The 17,789-nt window shown below is 50.2% G+C and carries 16 protein-coding genes; 2 read left to right on the top strand and 14 right to left on the bottom strand.

Going from position 1 to position 17,789, the window contains the following annotated elements; translation table 11 throughout:
* Nucleotides 1–886: 886 nt before the first annotated feature.
* From LLH06_RS05605 to LLH06_RS05550, 12 genes are all read right to left on the bottom strand, one after another.
* On the bottom strand, nt 887–2,305 hold the full coding sequence (locus LLH06_RS05605) for an ATP-dependent DNA helicase (protein WP_228172281.1): 1,419 nt from the start codon (nt 2,303–2,305) through the stop codon (nt 887–889).
* Between the two features lie 225 nt (nt 2,306–2,530).
* Nucleotides 2,531–3,073: a protoporphyrinogen oxidase HemJ gene (gene hemJ / locus LLH06_RS05600; RefSeq protein WP_228172280.1), complete on the bottom strand. Its 543-nt coding sequence runs from the start codon at nt 3,071–3,073 to the stop codon at nt 2,531–2,533.
* A gap of 132 nt (nt 3,074–3,205) precedes the next feature.
* Nucleotides 3,206–4,231, bottom strand: coding sequence for a uroporphyrinogen decarboxylase (gene hemE, locus LLH06_RS05595; protein ID WP_228172279.1), 1,026 nt, complete (start codon nt 4,229–4,231; stop codon nt 3,206–3,208).
* A gap of 34 nt (nt 4,232–4,265) precedes the next feature.
* The gene (locus LLH06_RS05590) at nt 4,266–4,793 is read right to left on the bottom strand and encodes a tetratricopeptide repeat protein (protein ID WP_228172278.1); all 528 of its coding nucleotides are present in this window, start codon (nt 4,791–4,793) and stop codon (nt 4,266–4,268) included.
* Nucleotides 4,793–5,494 carry a response regulator transcription factor gene (locus LLH06_RS05585; protein WP_228172277.1) on the bottom strand — a complete coding sequence of 234 codons (702 nt, stop codon included), beginning with the start codon at nt 5,492–5,494 and terminating at the stop codon, nt 4,793–4,795. Before LLH06_RS05585 ends, LLH06_RS05590 begins: the two co-directional genes overlap by 1 nt.
* Before the next feature lie 25 nt (nt 5,495–5,519).
* Nucleotides 5,520–6,389, bottom strand: coding sequence for a sensor histidine kinase (locus tag LLH06_RS05580; RefSeq protein ID WP_228172276.1), 870 nt, complete (start codon nt 6,387–6,389; stop codon nt 5,520–5,522).
* A gap of 47 nt (nt 6,390–6,436) precedes the next feature.
* Nucleotides 6,437–7,804, bottom strand: coding sequence for a glutamate-1-semialdehyde 2,1-aminomutase (gene hemL / locus LLH06_RS05575; RefSeq protein WP_228172275.1), 1,368 nt, complete (start codon nt 7,802–7,804; stop codon nt 6,437–6,439).
* Nucleotides 7,805–7,918: 114 nt separating this feature from the next.
* Nucleotides 7,919–8,890: a porphobilinogen synthase gene (gene hemB, locus LLH06_RS05570; RefSeq protein WP_228172274.1), complete on the bottom strand. Its 972-nt coding sequence runs from the start codon at nt 8,888–8,890 to the stop codon at nt 7,919–7,921.
* A gap of 102 nt (nt 8,891–8,992) precedes the next feature.
* On the bottom strand, nt 8,993–10,570 hold the full coding sequence (gene hemC / locus LLH06_RS05565) for a hydroxymethylbilane synthase (protein ID WP_228172273.1): 1,578 nt from the start codon (nt 10,568–10,570) through the stop codon (nt 8,993–8,995).
* A gap of 144 nt (nt 10,571–10,714) precedes the next feature.
* Nucleotides 10,715–11,704, bottom strand: a complete 990-nt coding sequence (locus LLH06_RS05560) for an MBL fold metallo-hydrolase (protein WP_228172272.1) — start codon at nt 11,702–11,704, stop codon at nt 10,715–10,717.
* A gap of 49 nt (nt 11,705–11,753) precedes the next feature.
* Nucleotides 11,754–12,614 carry an alpha/beta hydrolase family protein gene (locus tag LLH06_RS05555; protein ID WP_228172271.1) on the bottom strand — a complete coding sequence of 287 codons (861 nt, stop codon included), beginning with the start codon at nt 12,612–12,614 and terminating at the stop codon, nt 11,754–11,756.
* A gap of 25 nt (nt 12,615–12,639) precedes the next feature.
* Complete coding sequence (locus LLH06_RS05550) at nt 12,640–13,014, bottom strand: DoxX family protein (RefSeq protein ID WP_228172270.1); 375 nt, start codon at nt 13,012–13,014, stop codon at nt 12,640–12,642.
* Between the two features lie 262 nt (nt 13,015–13,276).
* Here LLH06_RS05550 and hemA point away from each other — a divergent pair, with 262 nt between their 5' ends.
* A complete protein-coding gene (hemA, locus tag LLH06_RS05545) occupies nt 13,277–14,503 on the top strand; it encodes a glutamyl-tRNA reductase (RefSeq protein ID WP_228172269.1) in 1,227 nt (408 codons plus the stop codon).
* Nucleotides 14,504–14,609: 106 nt separating this feature from the next.
* Here hemA and LLH06_RS20685 read toward each other — a convergent pair whose 3' ends face one another.
* On the bottom strand, nt 14,610–14,735 hold the full coding sequence (locus tag LLH06_RS20685; protein WP_262909370.1) for a hypothetical protein: 126 nt from the start codon (nt 14,733–14,735) through the stop codon (nt 14,610–14,612).
* Between the two features lie 5 nt (nt 14,736–14,740).
* On the opposite strand from LLH06_RS20685, the gene LLH06_RS05540 reads away from it, so the two are divergent.
* Nucleotides 14,741–15,946 carry an MFS transporter gene (locus LLH06_RS05540; protein WP_228172268.1) on the top strand — a complete coding sequence of 402 codons (1,206 nt, stop codon included), beginning with the start codon at nt 14,741–14,743 and terminating at the stop codon, nt 15,944–15,946.
* Between the two features lie 82 nt (nt 15,947–16,028).
* On the opposite strand, the gene LLH06_RS05535 is transcribed toward LLH06_RS05540, so the two are convergent.
* Nucleotides 16,029–17,768: a thiamine pyrophosphate-dependent enzyme gene (locus tag LLH06_RS05535; RefSeq protein WP_228172267.1), complete on the bottom strand. Its 1,740-nt coding sequence runs from the start codon at nt 17,766–17,768 to the stop codon at nt 16,029–16,031.
* Nucleotides 17,769–17,789 lie beyond the last annotated feature (21 nt).

Raw genomic sequence — 17,789 nt, 5'->3', positions numbered from 1 at the left:
TCTGTGGTACTTATTAACGAGGCTGTCATGCTGAACTCGTTTCAGCACCTCTCTTGCAAAGTAACCAAAGCGTTCACCTATCCGTGGGATGCCGAATCAAGTTCGGCATGACGGGGAGGTTAATTATGTCTCCCAACCTGTCATCCTGAGCGACAGCGAAGGATCCTATACAACTTACTATGCTCATCGCTTGTACAGGATGTTTCACTGCGTTCAACATGACAGGTTGATATTTTTAAATGATGCCTATTCACGAGCCCTGTCATGCTGAACTCGTTTCAGCATCCCTCATGCAAAGTAACCAAAGCGTTTACCTATCTGTGCTATGCCGAAACAAGTGCGGCATGACAGTTAGGATAATTATGCCTCTCAACCTGTCATCCTGAGCGATAGCGAAGGATTCTATACGCTTTGCTAAGCGCATCGCTTGTACAGGATGTTTCACTGCGTTCAACATGACAGGTTGGTTAGCGTGAGACATCCCTGCCTTATCATCCACTGTCATGCTGAACTCGTTTCAGCATCTCTCTTGCAAAGTAACCAAAGGGTTCACCTATCAGTGGGATGCCGAAACAAGTTCGGCATGACGGGTAGGCAATTATGCCTCCCAACCTGTCATCCTGAGCGATAGCGAAGGATCTTATACGCCCCTGATCAGACTCATCGCTTGTACAGGATATTTCACTGCGTTCAACATGACAGGTTGGTAAGTGTGGGACACGCCCGCCTTATCATCCACTGTCATGCTGAACTCGTTTCAGCACCTCTCTTGCAAAGTAACCAAAGCCTTCACCTATCCGTGGGATGCCGAATCAAGCTCGGCATGACGGGGAGGCGATACATCAGGCAAAAAACAGTCACTGCTCACTACTCACTACTCACTAACTCATTCACACCACCGCTCTACCAAATTAAGCTCCTTGCGGGCGCGGGTGATCGAGGTGTACCACCATTTGCATAGTTCGGGGTGTTTCATGCTGTACATGTTGTGCTCGAGGAAGAGGAATACATCATCCCATTCGCCGCCCTGGGCCTTGTGGCAGGTAACGGCGTAACCATAATTGACGCGTAAGCTATTCAGGAACTGATCCTCGCGCATCCGTTTGCGATATACCTCGCCGTTGGGTTTGATCTTGTCATCGCGCATGCGGATGTTGAAGCCGGCCAGCAGTTCGTTCTGCATCTTGTCGTTCAGGTCGGTACCGGCATGATCCATACTATCGAGCGATAGCATCACCTTATACTCATTACCAGTAGCAAAAGCTTTTACGATGGCCTCCTGAAAACGGTAACCGATAGACGTGCGAAACTCGCCCAGGTAGATCACCTTCACCATATCGCCGTTAGTAAGCGGGACAAAGTAATTGTTCTGCGTTACCAGCAGCACATCACCTTCCTGCAATGGCTTTTTCGAGGAACCATACAACTCGCGCCTAACGGCCCGGTTGATGTACTGCACCATTTTGTTACTGCGGGCAATGGCCAGCGTGTGATCAGTGCCCTTGGTGCGGTACCGTTGCAGGTACTCGCGGAACAACTCTTTATCTGACGGATACAGGTTAACGTTGCTCAATCCTGCAGCAGGCAGCTTCAACTTATCTAACTGCGGCTTCATACTCATCTCCCGCACGGCGGTGGCCAGCTTAAGGATGTCATTACCAGCATCGGTGCGTTCGATCTTTTGGAGGCTAAAGCTTATGGCCACCCGTTGTTGCTGTGCCAGCCAGTTAACATCGAGCGCAGGGCTGATGCTTTGTCTCACCGGCGGTAACTGGCATGGATCACCCACAAAGATCACTTTGTTGTTACCCGCCACCTCGAACAAGTCATCAAGCAGCACACCGGAGCCGTAAGTGGCAAATTTATTATCAGCGCTTTGGTGCCCCGAGAGCATGGAAGCTTCATCGACGATGTAGACCACCTTAAGGTCCTCATTATCGGGTGGGCGGGTGAGGAACTGTAACAACATTTGGTTAATGTTGCGGTCTACCGGTTTCACGGCCTTGTAGTCGGGGCCATCTATGCCTTCCACCTTACTAAAGTTATACACTTCGCTATGGACCGTCTTGGTGGTGAAGCCTGTTTTACCACGTAGCACGGTGGCGGCACGGCCGGTAGTGGCCAGCATACGGAAAGACAGGTTGTTCTCTTCGAGCCACTTGCCCAGGTGCTGCATCAGGAAGGTCTTGCCGGTGCCGGCATAGCCTTTTAGTATAAAAGTGTTAGCAGCGGGATGTTCCAGGAACTTTTTGATGGCCTTAAAAGCCTGCTCCTGCTCTTCATTTAAAGTGATCTTGGCCGACATGGGAACGATGGCCCGAAAATTAATAAAGATAAGCTATACTAACAAATTTAGCATGACTTTATTGAATGTTCGTGATCGGAAGTAGCCGGCGCCAACGGAATTCACTCGCCTTTTGAGAGGGGGCGGGCCGGGATATGTGATGGGGGTGTGTAATGATCAACTTTTCGCTTTGAGAGACACACCCCTGCCCCTCTCGAGAGGGGATCTTAAAAAGCAATTTACAGACTATTTGATGCCTTTCTTAACGCGATAGTTCTTGTAAATCTTTACGGCCGACATAATGATCATGGCGAAGGCGATGAGGCCGATCACGCCATAGATCCAGCTCAGAGCATCTTTAAGTACGGCAAGGAACACGATGGCAAATAGCAAAATGGTGGCTACCTCGTTCCATAAGCGGAGTTGGAAGGAGGTCCATTTGAAAACGCCTTTGCGCATCTCCTCCATCATGCTGGCACATTTAAGGTGATAGGCAATGAGGCCCACCACAAAGCTCAGCTTCACCATCAACCAATGAGCATGCACCAGTGAGCCATCGAGGAACATCATGGTGATACCGGCCGCCAGGGTAAGCACCATGGCCGGGGTGGCAATAATGTTCCACAGGCGTTTCTCGATGCGCTCATACTCGGCAGTGAGGATGTTACGCTCTACCTCGGGCTTGTCTTGTGCCTCGGTATGGTAAATGAACAGGCGCACAGCATAAAAAAGCCCCGCCATCCAGCTGACCACGAATATGATATGTATGGCTTTGATGTAGAAGTACATGACCCCCAGCCCCCTAAAGGGGGAGTTTTTAAATGTTTTATTTAATATGAACTCCGTTATCTCAAGTTAAAATTTGAGATAACGGAGTATGTTAGTTAACTCTTCCCACTCCCCCTTTAGGGGGCCTGAGGGTTAATACCTGAACTCTTTGATCACCTCGACCGCGTACTTAACGTTGTCGAAAGGGATATCAGGCATGATGCCGTGGCCCAGGTTGAAGATGAAGCCCGGCTCATTGCGCATACGCTCGAACAGGCGGTGTATACGCTCTTTGATCACCGGCTTATCGGCATAAAGGATGTGCGGATCCAGGTTACCCTGCACGGCCACACCTTGCGGCAGGCGATGTTTCATATCCAGTAAGTCAACGTTCCAGTCGATCGATACCACATCAGGTTTGGCCTCGGCCATCAGCGGCGCGAAGACCGAACTGCCTTTGCAGAACGATATCACCGGGATATCCTTACGTTTCAATTGGCTAATGATCTGCGCGATGTAGTTATGTGAAAATTCTTTGTAATCATCCCAAGCAAGAGCCTGCGCCCAGCTATCAAATATCTGCACGGCATTCACGCCGGCCTCGATCTGCAGGTTCAGGTAATCGGCCGTTACTTTGGCGATCTTGCTCAGCAACTGGTGCGCCAGCTCAGGCTGGTTGTGCAGCATAAGCTTGGTAAGCTTAAAATCACGTGATGACCCACCCTCCACCAGGTAACTCATTACGGTAAATGGCGCACCGGCAAAGCCGATCAGCGGTATACGGCCGTTCAGGCGTTGCTGGATCACCTTGATCGCATCGGCCACATATTGTAAGCGTGGTTGTACATCTACCTCCAGTCGGTCAACATCGGCCTGGGTGCGCACAGGGTTAGCGAATTTAGGACCAACACCCTGGGTAAAGCTCAGATCGCCACCCATAGCCTCACCGGTTACCAATATGTCGGAGAACAGGATCGCCGCATCGATGTCGAGCAGGTCAACGGGCAGCATGGTCACATCGGCCGCTATCTCGGGAGTTTTGCACATCTCCAAAAAAGAGTACTTGTTCTTGATCTCCCAGTATTGCGGCATAAAACGGCCGGCCTGGCGCATCATCCATACCGGCGGGCGCTCGGTAAGCTGTGAGAATGCGGCTTTAATAAATAATGAATTTTCCATATAAAAAAGCATGACCTCCGCGGCCTGCTATAGCTTACTTGTTGTTGGTCTCTAACTCCTGTTCCAGCTTTTGGATCACTGCACGCATCTTGGCGTTCACCTGATCACCTTTGGCTTTGGCCAGTTGCAGGTAGGCCTGCGCCTTTTGATAATTACCCTGGCGTATGCTAATGTTAACGATGTGCACCAATGCGGCCACGTGATCGTTCGCCGAGCGTAGCGGGTATTGGGTAGCGGCCTCATAGTGCTGCTCGGCAGCGGCAAAGTCCTGCTTGTGCAGGCTTACCCCTCCCATCATGAACTCATAAAAGCCACGACGGTTCTTGCTCAGCCATTCCGGGTTCCTGATCTGGAGCAGCAGGTCCTCGGCTTTGTCGTAATCCTTAACGTGGAACTGTTTGGCTGCCAAAATGATGGTACCCTCTTTAAAGTAGCCCCACACCAGCATGGCCACGAACACAAAGGCAACGGCAGCCAATTCATAGCTGCGCTGATAGATGAAGAACAGCACCATGATCCCGAAGGCCAGCGCCACGCCTATACGTGCCTTGTTAGTGAACATTAATGATTATCGGTGAACTTGTAACCCACACCACGGATCGAGTGAAAATATACCGGGTTCTTAGGGTCTGGTTCAAAATATTTACGGAACGTGAGGATAAAGTTATCGATGGTACGGGTAGATGGGTACACATCGTAGTTCCAAACGGTCTCGAGGATCTGCTCACGTGATACGGCCTCGTTGCGGCGCTCGATCAGCAATTTGAGCAGCATGGTCTCTTTCTTGGTGAGCGGTGTTACCGAACCATCCTCATTGATCAGCTCGAACGAGTTAAAATGGATGGTCTTTTCGCCTATCTTATAGCTATTGAACTCTTTCAGTTCTTCACCTTTAAGGCCGCGTTTTACCAGGTTGTTCACGCGCAGGATCAGCTCCTCCAGATTGAACGGTTTGGTCAGGTAATCGTCGGCACCTTTTTTAAGGCCTTGTATCTTGTCCTCGTTGGTATTTTTAGCGGTCAGGAACATGATCGGCACCTCCGAGTTCTCCAGACGGATGGTCTCGGCCACCACAAAGCCGTCAACCTCTGGCATCATCACATCCAGGATCACCAGGTTAAAACGCTCCTCTTTGAACTTTTGAAGCGCTTTTTTACCATTGTTAGCGGTGGTCACCTTGTAGCCTTCAAGCTCCAGGTTCAATTTGATGGCCTCTAACAAATGTTCTTCGTCCTCGGCCAGTAGTATCCTTTTTTTTGTCATTACAGGTATCGTTAAGATGTTAGGTTTACCCAAATATAACTTCAAAAACACTGCCTGCAGGGCGGTTATCGCGCACGCTGATCACGGCCTGGTGTTTATCAAGTACTTGTTTCACTATGTATAAACCTAAGCCCGTGCCTTTTGTGTTACGGGTCTCTTCACTTCCTACACGGTAGAAACGTTCAAAAATACGGCTTTTTTCTGCATCTGCTATACCGATGCCATGGTCGGCCACTTCAAGGTAGGTCTTGCCGGCCTTGCTGTATAACTTTACGTTGACCGTTTCGCAAGGTTTAGAGTACTTGATGGCGTTCTCGATCAGGTTGGTGACCACTGACGTAAGCGCAAATTTATCGCCGGTCACCTCTACCTTAGGCTCTATCTCGGCGTTGATCAGTTGCTGGTGCATGTCGCAGCGGTTGATCTGCAAACGATTCACGATACCATCCACCAGTACCGACATGTTGAACTGCTGCTTAGGGAACGTGTACGACTGGTTCTCGATCTTGGCGGCCAGTAGCATATTTTCCACCATGTCGTTCAGGCGGTCAACATCCAGTAAGCATTTGCCCACAAAATCATCTACCTGTTGCTTGGTGAGGCTGCGCTTTTGGATGGTCTCGAGGTATAGTTTGATCGAGGCCAGTGGCGATTTCAGCTCATGGGTGACCGACAACAGGAAGTTCTTCTTCTGGTGCACCAAACGGCGTTCCTTATTCAACGAACGGTGGAACAAGATCGCTCCCGTTGCGATGATGATAATGAACATGGAACCCTCGCCCAGGATCATGCCTGTGCGATCGGGCTGCAGCCTCATCAGCATGTAACCCCACCAGATCAGCTCCATCAGCGTGTAGATGATGAGCGCGTAAAATATCACGAACGGTCGTTTCATAAGCCCCCTCTGGATCTCCCCCGGGAGGGGAGACCTTAATTAAGTGATTATTCTCTAAAGTCGTTTTGGCTTTCTAAAGCCCTCCCTCCCGGGGAGGGTTGGGTGGGGTTGAACACCACATCCAAACTATCAAATATAGCTTGTTTCGCCTGATCCAGTATCTCCGTTGTGTGAGCGGCTGATACAAAGCCAACCTCGTAACCCGACGGGCCAAAATACACACCACGGTTCAGCAATTCAAAGTGCATCTGCTTGAACTTGTCCATGCTTTTTGGGTCGATGTCCTCGGCCTTACGGGTGATATCTTTGGTATCGAACGCGAACCAGAAGATCGAACCTATTTGAGTCAGGTGCACAGGGTAACCGCGCTCGCTGGCAAAAGCTACTATATCGTTCACAAAAGACGTGGTCTTTTGTGCTAATTCTTCATAAAAGCCGGGTTTTAACAGCTGGCTCAATTGAGCTATACCTGCTGCCATGGCCACCGGGTTGCCCGATAAGGTTCCTGCCTGGTATACGGGGCCCTCGGGCGATATGTTGCTCATGATCTGTGCCGATGCACCATAAGCACCTACCGGCAAGCCACCGCCAATGATCTTACCGTAGGTAATGATATCGGGCTGGATCTGGTAGTGACCTGCCGCTCCAGTGAATGATACCCGGAAACCCGAGATCACTTCATCAAAGATGAGCAGCGTACCATTGGCCGTACACTCGTCACGCAGGAACTGCAGGAACTCTTTATGCTGCAATAGCAGACCATTATTGGCCGGCACCGGCTCAATGATCACGGCAGCGATCTGGTCCTTAAAATCGGTAAAGGCTTTGGTGAGCGCCTCGCGATCGTCAAGAGCGATCACGATGGTCTCCTCGGCGAACGACTTAGGCACACCAGCCGATGAGGTCTCGCCGAAAGTGACCAAGCCCGAACCTGCTTTCACCAGCAAAGCATCGGTATGGCCGTGGTAGCAACCCTCAAATTTAAGGATCTTGTTGCGGCCAGTGTAACCGCGGGCCAGCCTGATGGCTGACATCACCGCCTCGGTACCCGAGCTGGTGAAACGTATCTTTTCAATAAAAGGGTTATTGCTGAGGATGAGCTCGGCCAATTCGTTCTCCAAGGCGGTAGGCGCCCCGAACGACATCCCGTTCTGCATCACCTCGATCACCTTTTCGCGTACGGCCGGGTGGTTGTGCCCTAAAATAAGTGGTCCCCATGAGCAGCAAAAATCAATGAACTGGTTATCATCAGCATCCCAAAGGTAAGCGCCATCTCCTTTTTTGATGAACAGCGGCGTGCCATATACCGACTTAAAAGCCCTTACCGGCGAGTTGACACCACCCGGAAAGAAAGTTTTAGCCTTAGCGTATAACTCATTCGATCTTTCGCGGCTTATTTCTTTTATCTCTGACATTGTTATTTGTTTCAAATCGTCATTGCGAGGAACGAAGCAATCTCTGGACTATGCCTACCAAACTGGCTGGCCTCCGCAGAGATTGCTTCGTTCCTCGCAATGACGTCTAATTTACTACAACCACTTATTCTCCAACACTTCTTTAGCGTGGTAGGTCAATATGGCTGAGGCTCCTGCACGGCGGAAACTGGTGAGCACCTCAGTTACCGAGCGCTGTTCGTTAAGCCAGCCGTTGCGAACGGCGGCTTTGATCATGGCGTATTCGCCGCTTACATTGTAGGCAGCTATAGGCAATTCAGTATTATCTTTTAATAGTTTGATCACATCCAGGTATGGCAAGCCCGGTTTCACCATCAAAAAGTCGGCACCTTCGGCCTCGTCCAGCCCGGCCTCGATCAGGGCCTCGCGCTGGTTGGCGGGATTCATCTGGTATGATTTTTTATCGCCGAACTTTGGCGCCGAGTTCAGCGCATCACGGAACGGACCGTAGAACGCGCTGGCATACTTAGCGGTGTACGACATGATGGATACATGGCTAAAGCCTGCATCATCCAGCACTTGGCGTATGTAACCCACTCGGCCGTCCATCATGTCTGACGGGGCAATGATATCGGCACCGTGGCGCGCATGGGCCAGGGCCATTTTACCCAGTACCTCCAGCGTTTCATCGTTCAGGATCTCGCCATTCTCAACGATACCGTCATGACCGTCACTGCTGTAAGGATCCATAGCCACATCGGTGATCACGCATGATTCAGGGAACTCTTTTTTTACCTCGCGTATAGCACGCAGGTAAAGGCTCTCGTCACGATGGCTCTCGGTGGCGTATTTATCTTTAAGCGCTTCATCGATGTTAGGGAAAAGATCGAACGACCTTAACCCAAGCTTCATACAGCTTTCTACCTCGCGAAGCAAATGATCGATAGAATACCGGAAGATACCCGGCATTGACGACACTTCTGTCTTCTGATCGTTACCCTCTACAATAAATAGCGGGAAGATCAGGTTAGCCGCACTCACGTGAGTTTCCTGTACCATTTGGCGGATCACTTCACTTTTTCTATTCCTTCTTGGTCGTTGTAACATATGTTTAGTTCATGGTCAGTAATTTGGTTCATGGCTTTTGATGCCTTTCATTACCGACCGATCATTTATCACTGCTATGAACTATGACCCATTAACCATGGATCATTCAAGCCCGAACACCGCCTCGGCCAGTCCTACCTCATCGGGCGAGAACGGCAGCGTGTATGCGGCACCCACTTCTTTAAGTTTATTGCCTGTAGAATTACCTATGGCGATCACTTTTTGATCAGGGTCTAATAAGTTCATATTAAAATAGGCCTCCACATTGCTTGGGCTGGTAAATACCAGCACATTGGCGTCGGTACCTTCTGCATTCTCTTCAATTACGGTCTCGTACACCGGCAGGTCCACGATCTTGGTCTCGGCCGATAGCGACCGGTGTATGCTCTTCATGGCACCTTCGGCACCAGGGAACAATACGTGATAGCCATTGGCCAGCTTGGCAAACTCGCGGCCCACCTCGGTGGTATCGCCACTTTCGCCCACAAAATCGGCAAATTGACCGTTGCGGCGCAGCATATCCTCGCTTCCACTACCCATCACCCCAAATTTTACCGGATGCGGGAATTGTGGCTTAAGCTGAAAGAAGTATTCGACGGCATTTTTGCTGGTGAAAAAGATCCAATCGACCCCTTGTAACACGTAAGGGTTCAGTATGGTCATCACCGGTACAGTACGGATCAATGAACGCGCCTCCACCTCAACACCATGCTTCTCCAACACTCTGCGGAAATAACTTGAAGCTGGCAACTCACGTGAGATGAACACCTTGCCGGCGAGCTTACGTTGCTTATCAAATTTGGCTATGATGCGATCGACCAGTCCTTCAGTGCTGTCAGCACTAATGAAGAAACGATCTGGCAGGTCATTCTCGGTATCGGCCTTAGAGGTGAACACCTGGTATTTACCCTCGTGCTTACGGCAAAAACAACCCAGTGGCATATGGCAACCGCCGCCAAAGGTCTTTAATACCGACCGCTCGATAGCCAATGATTCGGCCACCTCCGGGTGATGCAGTTTTTGCAATACTTCGTACAGGTCAGTATTGGTCTCCCGTATCTGGATGGCCAGTGCACCCTGTGCAGGCGCCGGCACAAATTCAGTCGGGGTTAGTTCCTCTACATGGAACTCACTCAAGTCAATGCCTAAACGTGCCACACCGGCCTTGGCCAGCATAATGGCATGGTAATTCTCTTTACGTAACTTATCGATACGGGTAGGCACGTTACCACGAAGATCATCCATTTCCAGATCAGGGCGCAGGGCACGTAATTGCGCCTTACGACGGTTAGATGAGGTACCCACCAGGCCACCGAATTTGACCGACAAACGTTGATGAACGTCCACACAATCTTTCAGGATGATCAACAGTTCAGATGGGTCTTCACGTTCCGAAACAGCTGCGATGATCAAACCGGCCGGATGCTCGGTAGGAAGATCCTTGTGCGAGTGCACGGCGATATCGATGGTACCGGCCAGCAATTCTTCCTCTAACTCTTTGGTAAAGAAACCTTTGCCTTCTAACTTATCCAAGCTGAGATTAAGGATGCGGTCGCCCTGTGTTTTGATGATCTTTAACTGGGCGGTAACGCCTATAGCGGCTAAACTATCCTTTACAAAATTTGCCTGCCATAAGGCCAATTCGCTGCCGCGAGTACCAATGATAACTGTCCTGTCCAATGTATTTTTTTGATCTGCACGCAAATTTAACTTTTAAAGCCTACCTGCCTAAATTTTTATTGGAATGTGAGGATAGATCGACGAAAGAGCATGGTGGTCAATGTGCTGACCAGACGGCTGAACCGATCTGTTGCATCGCTGCTATTACCTTTCCCACCATCTTGATATCGAACTTTCGCCTGTCACCTCGGTAGGTTTGCCAGGTTCAGGAGCAAATAGCGTGACGTTCTGTTTCTTGGCCAGTTCAAGCAGTATCTCTATCGGTTCGCGCCAGGCATGCAGGGCCAGGTTAAAGGTACCCCAGTGGATCGGCATCATTTGTTTGCCCTTAAGGGCGATGTGGGCGTTCATGGCGCTGAGCGGACCCATGTGTATGTCGGGCCAGTTCTTGCCGTAAGCGCCGATCTCCAGCATGGTAAGATTGAACGGGCCATAAGCTTCGCCGATGTCGGTAAAACCATTGAACCAGCCCGAATCGGCTCCAAAAAATATATTGTGCGTATGCCCCTTGATCACAAAGGCGCTCCACAAGGTCTCGTTACGGTTGGTGATGCCCCTGCCCGAAAAATGGCGCGTAGGCGCAGTGGTGATGCTTAGATCACCTAAACTAACGGTATCGCCCCAGTCCATCTCATTGATCAGATGAGGCTGCACACCCCATTTTTTAAGGTATTGGCCCACCCCTAAAGAGGTGTAAAAGGGAACGTTCTTTTTGGCGAGAAATTTAATGGTGTTCATATCACAATGATCATAATGATCATGCGACAGGATCACGCCATCCAACTTAGGCAACTGATCCAAGGGCAGCGGTGCGTCAAAAAAACGTTTCGGCCCCATTAGTTGAGTAAAGGATACGCGCTGGCTCCACACCGGGTCGGTTAGCAGCCGTTTACCATCAACCTCTATCAGCAGGTTGGAGTGACCGATCCAGGTCACCCGCAAACCACTGGCCGGTGGGGTGTCATAAACTTTTGCATCGGTATGGAACGGGCCAAGCTTTTTAAGCGGCACACTTTCGGCCTTATTGATGATGTACTCCCACAATATGGCCGGCATTTTACCGGCGGTGGCTTCTTCGGTAGGTATAGGGTTCTGGAATTTTTTCCCGATCTTGCGGGAACCTTTAAGTTGCATAGTGTAAAGTTGTTAACCTCCCCCTAACCCTCTCCGAAGTAGAAGATCATTACTTACTCTCCTCTCCACCGGGGAGGACCGAGGAGGGGTTCAGGAACTCCACCGCTTTCCTGCATAATAGTTGCAGATCAGGCGGGAGCTCGTGTTGCAAATATGGATGCGTGGAACCAAAAACATGGTCAGCGTTCGGTAATATCAGTAACTGCGCGTTCGGTTGCATGCTCTTGAGGTCGTGCGCCTGGCTGATCGGCACCACCATATCATCGGTGCCATGAACCAACAACCATGGCTGGGTAACGAATGCGGCCCGGGCCATCACGTTCAATCGGCCGGCGTTGCGCTCTATATCATCCAGCAGCGTGGCCTTCACGGGCATCTTTTGCCCGGTACGACGGTTTGGAAAGTTGAGTACGCCGCTTAACCGCCATTGCGGTTCGATCTCGGGCGGCCACAGGTTGCGGAAGGTAGCCACCGAGGCCAGGGTGATCAGGTGGCTTACCCGTGGGTCCTCAGAGGCCTTAATGATGCTGATGCCCCCGCCCATGCTGTGCCCGATCAGGATCACTTTGCGTGCGGCCGGTATCACTGAGCCACCGCACACCAGATCGATCACGTAACCCAGGTCTTCCAACTCGATCGAGAACGTGTTCTCACTAAAGGCGATCATATCGGTCAGCTCTTGCGGCTGGTCGGTGATGCCGTTATGTGAGAAATTGAATTTCAGGAAGCGGAAGCCATGTTCGGCAAAGTACTTGGCCAACAAGTGGTGTGAACCCCAGTCCTTAAAACCCTTGAACCCGTGAGCAAATATGATGAGTGGCGCGTATGGCTGCGCATTATCGAAGGTAAGATCGATGGCCATAACGCGGCCTTTTGCGCCCGGCAAGGTATAATGTTGCGTAACGATCATAGGTGGCTAACAATAAAAGGCGAAATTAGTGTTCGCGCCTGATATGCCAGTACAGCCATAGCATCAGCACCGGCTGCAACAGCAAGCGTACCCAGGCGATGAAAGGCGTAATAAAGTAACCACCGACCCGAAGCGGCGCGATCTGTACCATACGGACGTGCACGATCAGGAAGGCGGCCAGCATCAGGATGAGCAGCGAGGCGCCCCAGTTACGGGTGGTAGGGAAAATAAGCATCAACCCAAACACGACCTCGCACACGCCGGCCGCGTAATTAAGCTGTACCGGGTAAGGTAAGTAATCAGGAATGATGTCGATATAGCCCTCGGGATGGATGAAATGGTTGACCCCGGCGGCCACATAGGCGATCACCAGGATAGCCAGACTGATATTTCTGAGCATGATAGTGAGTAAGTGAGTGGTGACTAGAGAGTGGTTGAATAGTGATTAGTTGTTGGCTAAAGCTATTATAAAATTATGGTTAGGCAACTAACCGGTCTTTATTTAATTTGATAACCACTCACCATCCAACCACTCACCATTCACTATTTACTATTCAATTTATACTCATTCTAAATTGCGGTGTTTGACAAAGGATTGACAGATACGCAGCTATTTAGATGCTACTTTTGTGGGATAGGAATTTTGTATTAAAACTACGGCTTTGAAGTTTTTAAAAGTTATAGCCTTTACGCACAAGCAAATTGAGCTGAAAGAACTTGGTAAACTGGTGATGTGCCAGGAGAACTTGACCGAGAAACTCCAGCAGGTCAAAGATCAGTTCAATATACCTGAATTGTTCTACCTCTCTACCTGTAACCGCGTAGAGTTCGTACTGGCCACTTCGCAAGACGTAGATAAGGTATTCGCCCAGCAGTTATTGCAGTCGTTCGGTATGGGTTTGTGTCCTTACTATATGGATACCATGATCGATGCTGCCTCTATTTATGAGGACCACGATGCCCTGAATCACCTGCTGCGTACCTCATGCTCGTTAGAGAGCCTGGTGGTTGGCGAAAAAGAGATCCTAGCCCAGTTACGTCGCGCTTACGAGGAATGCCGCGAGGCCGGCCTCACCGGCGATTACCTGCGCATGGTGATGAACTGCGTGGTCAAGACCGCTAAAGAGGTTTATACTCATACCAACATCTCACGCAATCCTATATCGGTGGTATCATTGGCCTACCGTAAGCTTAAAGATCTTAAGCAGTGCTCCAACTCACGTGTGCTGATCATTGGCGCCGGCGAGACCAACCGCAACATCTCCAAATATCTTCAAAAACATAAGTACTCCAACTTTGCCGTGTTCAACCGTACGCTGGCCAATGCCGAAACGCTCGCCGCCGACCTTAACGGACAAGCATACGATTTGGAGGCCTTGAAGACCTATAACAAGGGCTTTGATGTGATCATCACCTGTACATCGGCCACACAGCCGATCATTACGGCCGAGATATACAAGACCTTACTAAATGGCGAAGAAGGCCGCAAGACCATTGTTGACCTTGCCGTACCTAACGATACCGCCCCTGAGGTGCTGGAACAGTTCCAGGTGCAATACATCGAGGTAAACTCCTTGAACGAGATCGCCAAGAAGAACCTGCAAGAGCGCTACCAGGAATTGGTACATGCCGAGCGCATCATTCACCAGAACATTGGCGAATTCGTCCCTCTGTTGAAACAACGCCGCATTGAGGTAGCTATGCGCCAGGTGCCTGAAGCGATCAAACAGATCCGCGAAAAGGCGTTGAACTCGGTATTTGCCGACGAGGTGCAGTCGTTAGATGATCAATCAAGAGAGATACTGGAAAAGGTGATCAATTATATGGAAAAGAAGTACATCAGCGTACCCATGGTGATGGCCAAAGAGATCATGATCCAAACCAACTGATCCGCATATAGCAAGATCACATCTATACACACAGCAATGAGCAAATTTGGTAAAAGGCCCTGTATGTTGTTGCTTCACGGCACCGTGTTCATTTAGCACTCTGTAGCTACTTTTCTATTTTGGCTGTTCGTCCGTTTTCACCGGACACATGCTTCTCTTTTTTCCGTCCGCTACTCCTGATACCGGTCAATACCGGCTTTGGCGGACCATTATCCACCTTTACTATCCTCATATATCATGTTATATTCCATAACATCAACCAAAACCATTAAGCCCGAGAACCAGGGCATGGCCACTACGCTTGCCTTCGCTTTGCTTCCCTTGTCGGGCTTTGCCACCGACATTTATATACCATCGTTACCCTCCATGGCCTCATCGCTGCATGTGGGCAGTATGCAGGTACAATTTACCCTTACAGTGTTCCTTATCAGCTATGGCGTGGCACAGCTTTTTGTGGGCAGCCTGCTCGATAGCTTTGGCCGTTACAAGATCAGCCTCATCGCCACCTTCCTGTTCATACTGGCCAGCCTGGCCGTTGCCATGAGCAGCAACATTTACACCATTTATGCCATGCGGGTAGTTCACGGCATCACCGTTGGGGCCATCATTGTGGCCAAGCGAGCCTACTTTGTCGATATGTTCACCGGCGATAAGCTGAAGCACTACCTGAGCATGTTCAGCATCATCTGGAGTACCGGGCCTATCGTAGCACCTTTTATAGGTGGTTATTTCCAGGAAGCCTTTGGCTGGAGGTCCAACTTCTACTTCCTCGCCTTTTTTGGCGCTTTAGTGCTCGTGTTAGAGATGCTTTACAGTGGCGAATCATTACAGCATTTTTCAGAGTTCGCGATCAAAAAGATCACCGGCATATATGCTACCATGATCGGTACGGCCAGTTTTACGTTAGGAATCGTGATGCTTGGGCTGGCTTACAGCATGGTGATGATGTACAACATGACCGGCCCTTTCATCATCGAGCATAGCTTGCACCTTACACCTGTTACTGCAGGTTATAGTTCACTGGTTCTGGGCTTTGCCTGGATGGTGGGCGGACTGATCGGCAAGGCCAGTATCAATAAGCCTTTCTTTAGCCGTATAGCACTTAATGTGGGCGTACAAGTAGCCTTTGTACTGATCATGCTGGCCTGCCTCAAGTTCATCACCGGGTTGTACACGCTCATCTTCTTCGCGTTCATCATTCATGTTTGCGCCGGCTTTACGTTCAACAACTTCTTTACCTTTTGCCTGAGCCGCTTTCCTAAAAATGCGGGAATAGCCAGCGGACTTACCGGCGGTATCAACTATGTGATCGTCTCATTCCTGAGCTACAGCGTGGTGGCAGCTTTTCCGGCAAAGGACGCACATAACCTGGCTTACAGCTACTTTGTGATCATCATGATATCGGTAGCGGTGATGCTGGCCCTGAAGTTTAAAAAGGAATGAAAAGCAAAGCGCCGTCAAAGATCATCTTAGCGATGCTTGTGACGGCGCTTTTTGCCTTTTTATCTGATAGCTCCTAATGGCCTTATATCACATCTTTGATGTGCTTGTAGTTGGCTTTGATGGTATCCCATACATCGCCCATGCGTCCGTTCAGGATCAGCTTGCTCATGGCAACGGTCATGCCTTTCACCTGCTCAAATTCGATCTTTGGCGGCATGGCCAAAGCATTAGGGTCGGTCATGACGTTGATGAGTACCGGACCATTGAAAGCCAGTGCCTCGCGCAAGCCCTGCTCTACCTGATCAGGATCGGCAATGGTGATGCCTTTCATGCCCATGGCCTGGGCTACCAACGCAAAATCAGGATTCTGCATTTCGGTTTGCCAATCAGGAAGGCCGGCCACCTCCATCTCCAGCTTTACCATACCTAATGAGCGGTTATTGAACACCACGATCTTTACCGGCAACTTGTATTGAACGATGGTAGCCAGATCGCCCAGCAACATCGATATACCACCATCACCCGCTAAAGCGATCACCTGCCTGCCCGGGCTGCTCAAGGCTGCGCCAATGGCCTGTGGCATAGCATTGGCCATTGAGCCATGATTGAACGAGCCCAGCATCTCACGCTTGCCGGTACTCCTGATGTAACGTGCTCCCCAAACACAGCACATACCGGTATCTACCGTAAAAATGGCATCCTGGTTGGCCAGCGCATCAATGGTGGCAGCAACAAATTCTGGGTGAATAGCGTTCATCTCTCCCCTGTCGTCCACGTAGGTTTGCAGGCTGTCCTTTACATTTTTGTATAACTCCAGTTGGCCTTGTAAAAAGCTATCGTCTGTCTTCTGGGTGATGAGTGGCAACAGCGCCTGTAGCGTATCTTCGACAGTACCGCACAAACCCATATCAACCTTGGCGCGGCGGCCAATGCGCTCGGGCTTGGTATCGATCTGCACGATCTTGCAGTCGGTAGGGACAAATTGGGTATATGGGAAATCGGTACCTAAAAGCAGGATCAGGTCGCTCTCGTGCATGCTGTGGTAGGCAGATGGTAATCCTAACAGACCGGTCATGCCCACCTCGTTAGGGTTATCATGTTGAATGCTCATTTTACCGCGGAACGAGTAGCCCACGGTGGCTTGCAAGCGTTTGGAGAGTTCCACCACCTCGTCATGTGCTTTTTTGGCGCCTATACCGCAAAAGATGGTGATCTTTTCATGGGCATTCAATAAAGCGGCCAATTGGTGCAGGTCAGAGTCCGTAGGGCGGATCACCGGGGTCGGTGCATAATTGATGGTCGATGTGGTGATCTCTTCTGAATCCATCTTGGTCAAGTCGCCCGGAAGACCGATAACTGACACACCCTTTTTGCTTAAGGCATTCTGGATCCCCGCCTGCAACATACGCGGCAATTGCGCCGGCGTGGTGGCGATCTGATTATAGTGGCTGCAATCATCAAATAACTTGATGGTATTGGTCTCCTGAAAATACTCGGTGCCGAACTCGATAGTGGCACAGGTGGATGCGATAGCGATCACCGGTGCGCCCGAACGGTGAGCATCATACAGGCCATTGATCAGGTGCACGTGGCCGGGCCCGCTGCTGCCTGCACAACATGCTAAACCGTTCAACTCGGCCTCTGCCGCTGCGGCATAGGCCCCGGCCTCTTCATGGCGTACATGTATCCAATGTATCTTCCCCTCGCTGCGGCGCACCGCATCATTCACTTCATTCAAACTGTCACCGGTAACGGCATATATTCTTTTTATACCGGCGGCGATCAGCATATCCACCAGTTGTTCTGCTACATTTTTAGCCATGGTCAAATCGTTTATTGCATA

Origin of the sequence: Mucilaginibacter daejeonensis (assembly GCF_020783335.1) — a bacterium.
Lineage (GTDB): Bacteria > Bacteroidota > Bacteroidia > Sphingobacteriales > Sphingobacteriaceae > Mucilaginibacter > Mucilaginibacter daejeonensis.
This window is presented reverse-complemented; position numbering and strand designations above follow the sequence as displayed.

What these genes read in the sequence shown, in the direction of transcription:
- hemB (WP_228172274.1), bottom strand. Translation starts at nt 8,890, where the DNA reads ATGTTACAACGACCAAGAAGGAATAGAAAAAGTGAAGTGATCCGCCAA.
- hemE (WP_228172279.1), bottom strand. Translation starts at nt 4,231, where the DNA reads ATGGAAAATTCATTATTTATTAAAGCCGCATTCTCACAGCTTACCGAG.
- LLH06_RS05540 (WP_228172268.1), top strand. Translation starts at nt 14,741, where the DNA reads ATGTTATATTCCATAACATCAACCAAAACCATTAAGCCCGAGAACCAG.
- LLH06_RS05535 (WP_228172267.1), bottom strand. Translation starts at nt 17,768, where the DNA reads ATGGCTAAAAATGTAGCAGAACAACTGGTGGATATGCTGATCGCCGCC.
- hemL (WP_228172275.1), bottom strand. Translation starts at nt 7,804, where the DNA reads ATGTCAGAGATAAAAGAAATAAGCCGCGAAAGATCGAATGAGTTATAC.
- LLH06_RS05550 (WP_228172270.1), bottom strand. Translation starts at nt 13,014, where the DNA reads ATGCTCAGAAATATCAGTCTGGCTATCCTGGTGATCGCCTATGTGGCC.
- LLH06_RS05585 (WP_228172277.1), bottom strand. Translation starts at nt 5,494, where the DNA reads ATGACAAAAAAAAGGATACTACTGGCCGAGGACGAAGAACATTTGTTA.
- LLH06_RS05560 (WP_228172272.1), bottom strand. Translation starts at nt 11,704, where the DNA reads ATGCAACTTAAAGGTTCCCGCAAGATCGGGAAAAAATTCCAGAACCCT.
- hemJ (WP_228172280.1), bottom strand. Translation starts at nt 3,073, where the DNA reads ATGTACTTCTACATCAAAGCCATACATATCATATTCGTGGTCAGCTGG.
- LLH06_RS05580 (WP_228172276.1), bottom strand. Translation starts at nt 6,389, where the DNA reads ATGAAACGACCGTTCGTGATATTTTACGCGCTCATCATCTACACGCTG.
- LLH06_RS05590 (WP_228172278.1), bottom strand. Translation starts at nt 4,793, where the DNA reads ATGTTCACTAACAAGGCACGTATAGGCGTGGCGCTGGCCTTCGGGATC.
- LLH06_RS05605 (WP_228172281.1), bottom strand. Translation starts at nt 2,305, where the DNA reads ATGTCGGCCAAGATCACTTTAAATGAAGAGCAGGAGCAGGCTTTTAAG.
- LLH06_RS20685 (WP_262909370.1), bottom strand. Translation starts at nt 14,735, where the DNA reads ATGAGGATAGTAAAGGTGGATAATGGTCCGCCAAAGCCGGTATTGACC.
- LLH06_RS05555 (WP_228172271.1), bottom strand. Translation starts at nt 12,614, where the DNA reads ATGATCGTTACGCAACATTATACCTTGCCGGGCGCAAAAGGCCGCGTT.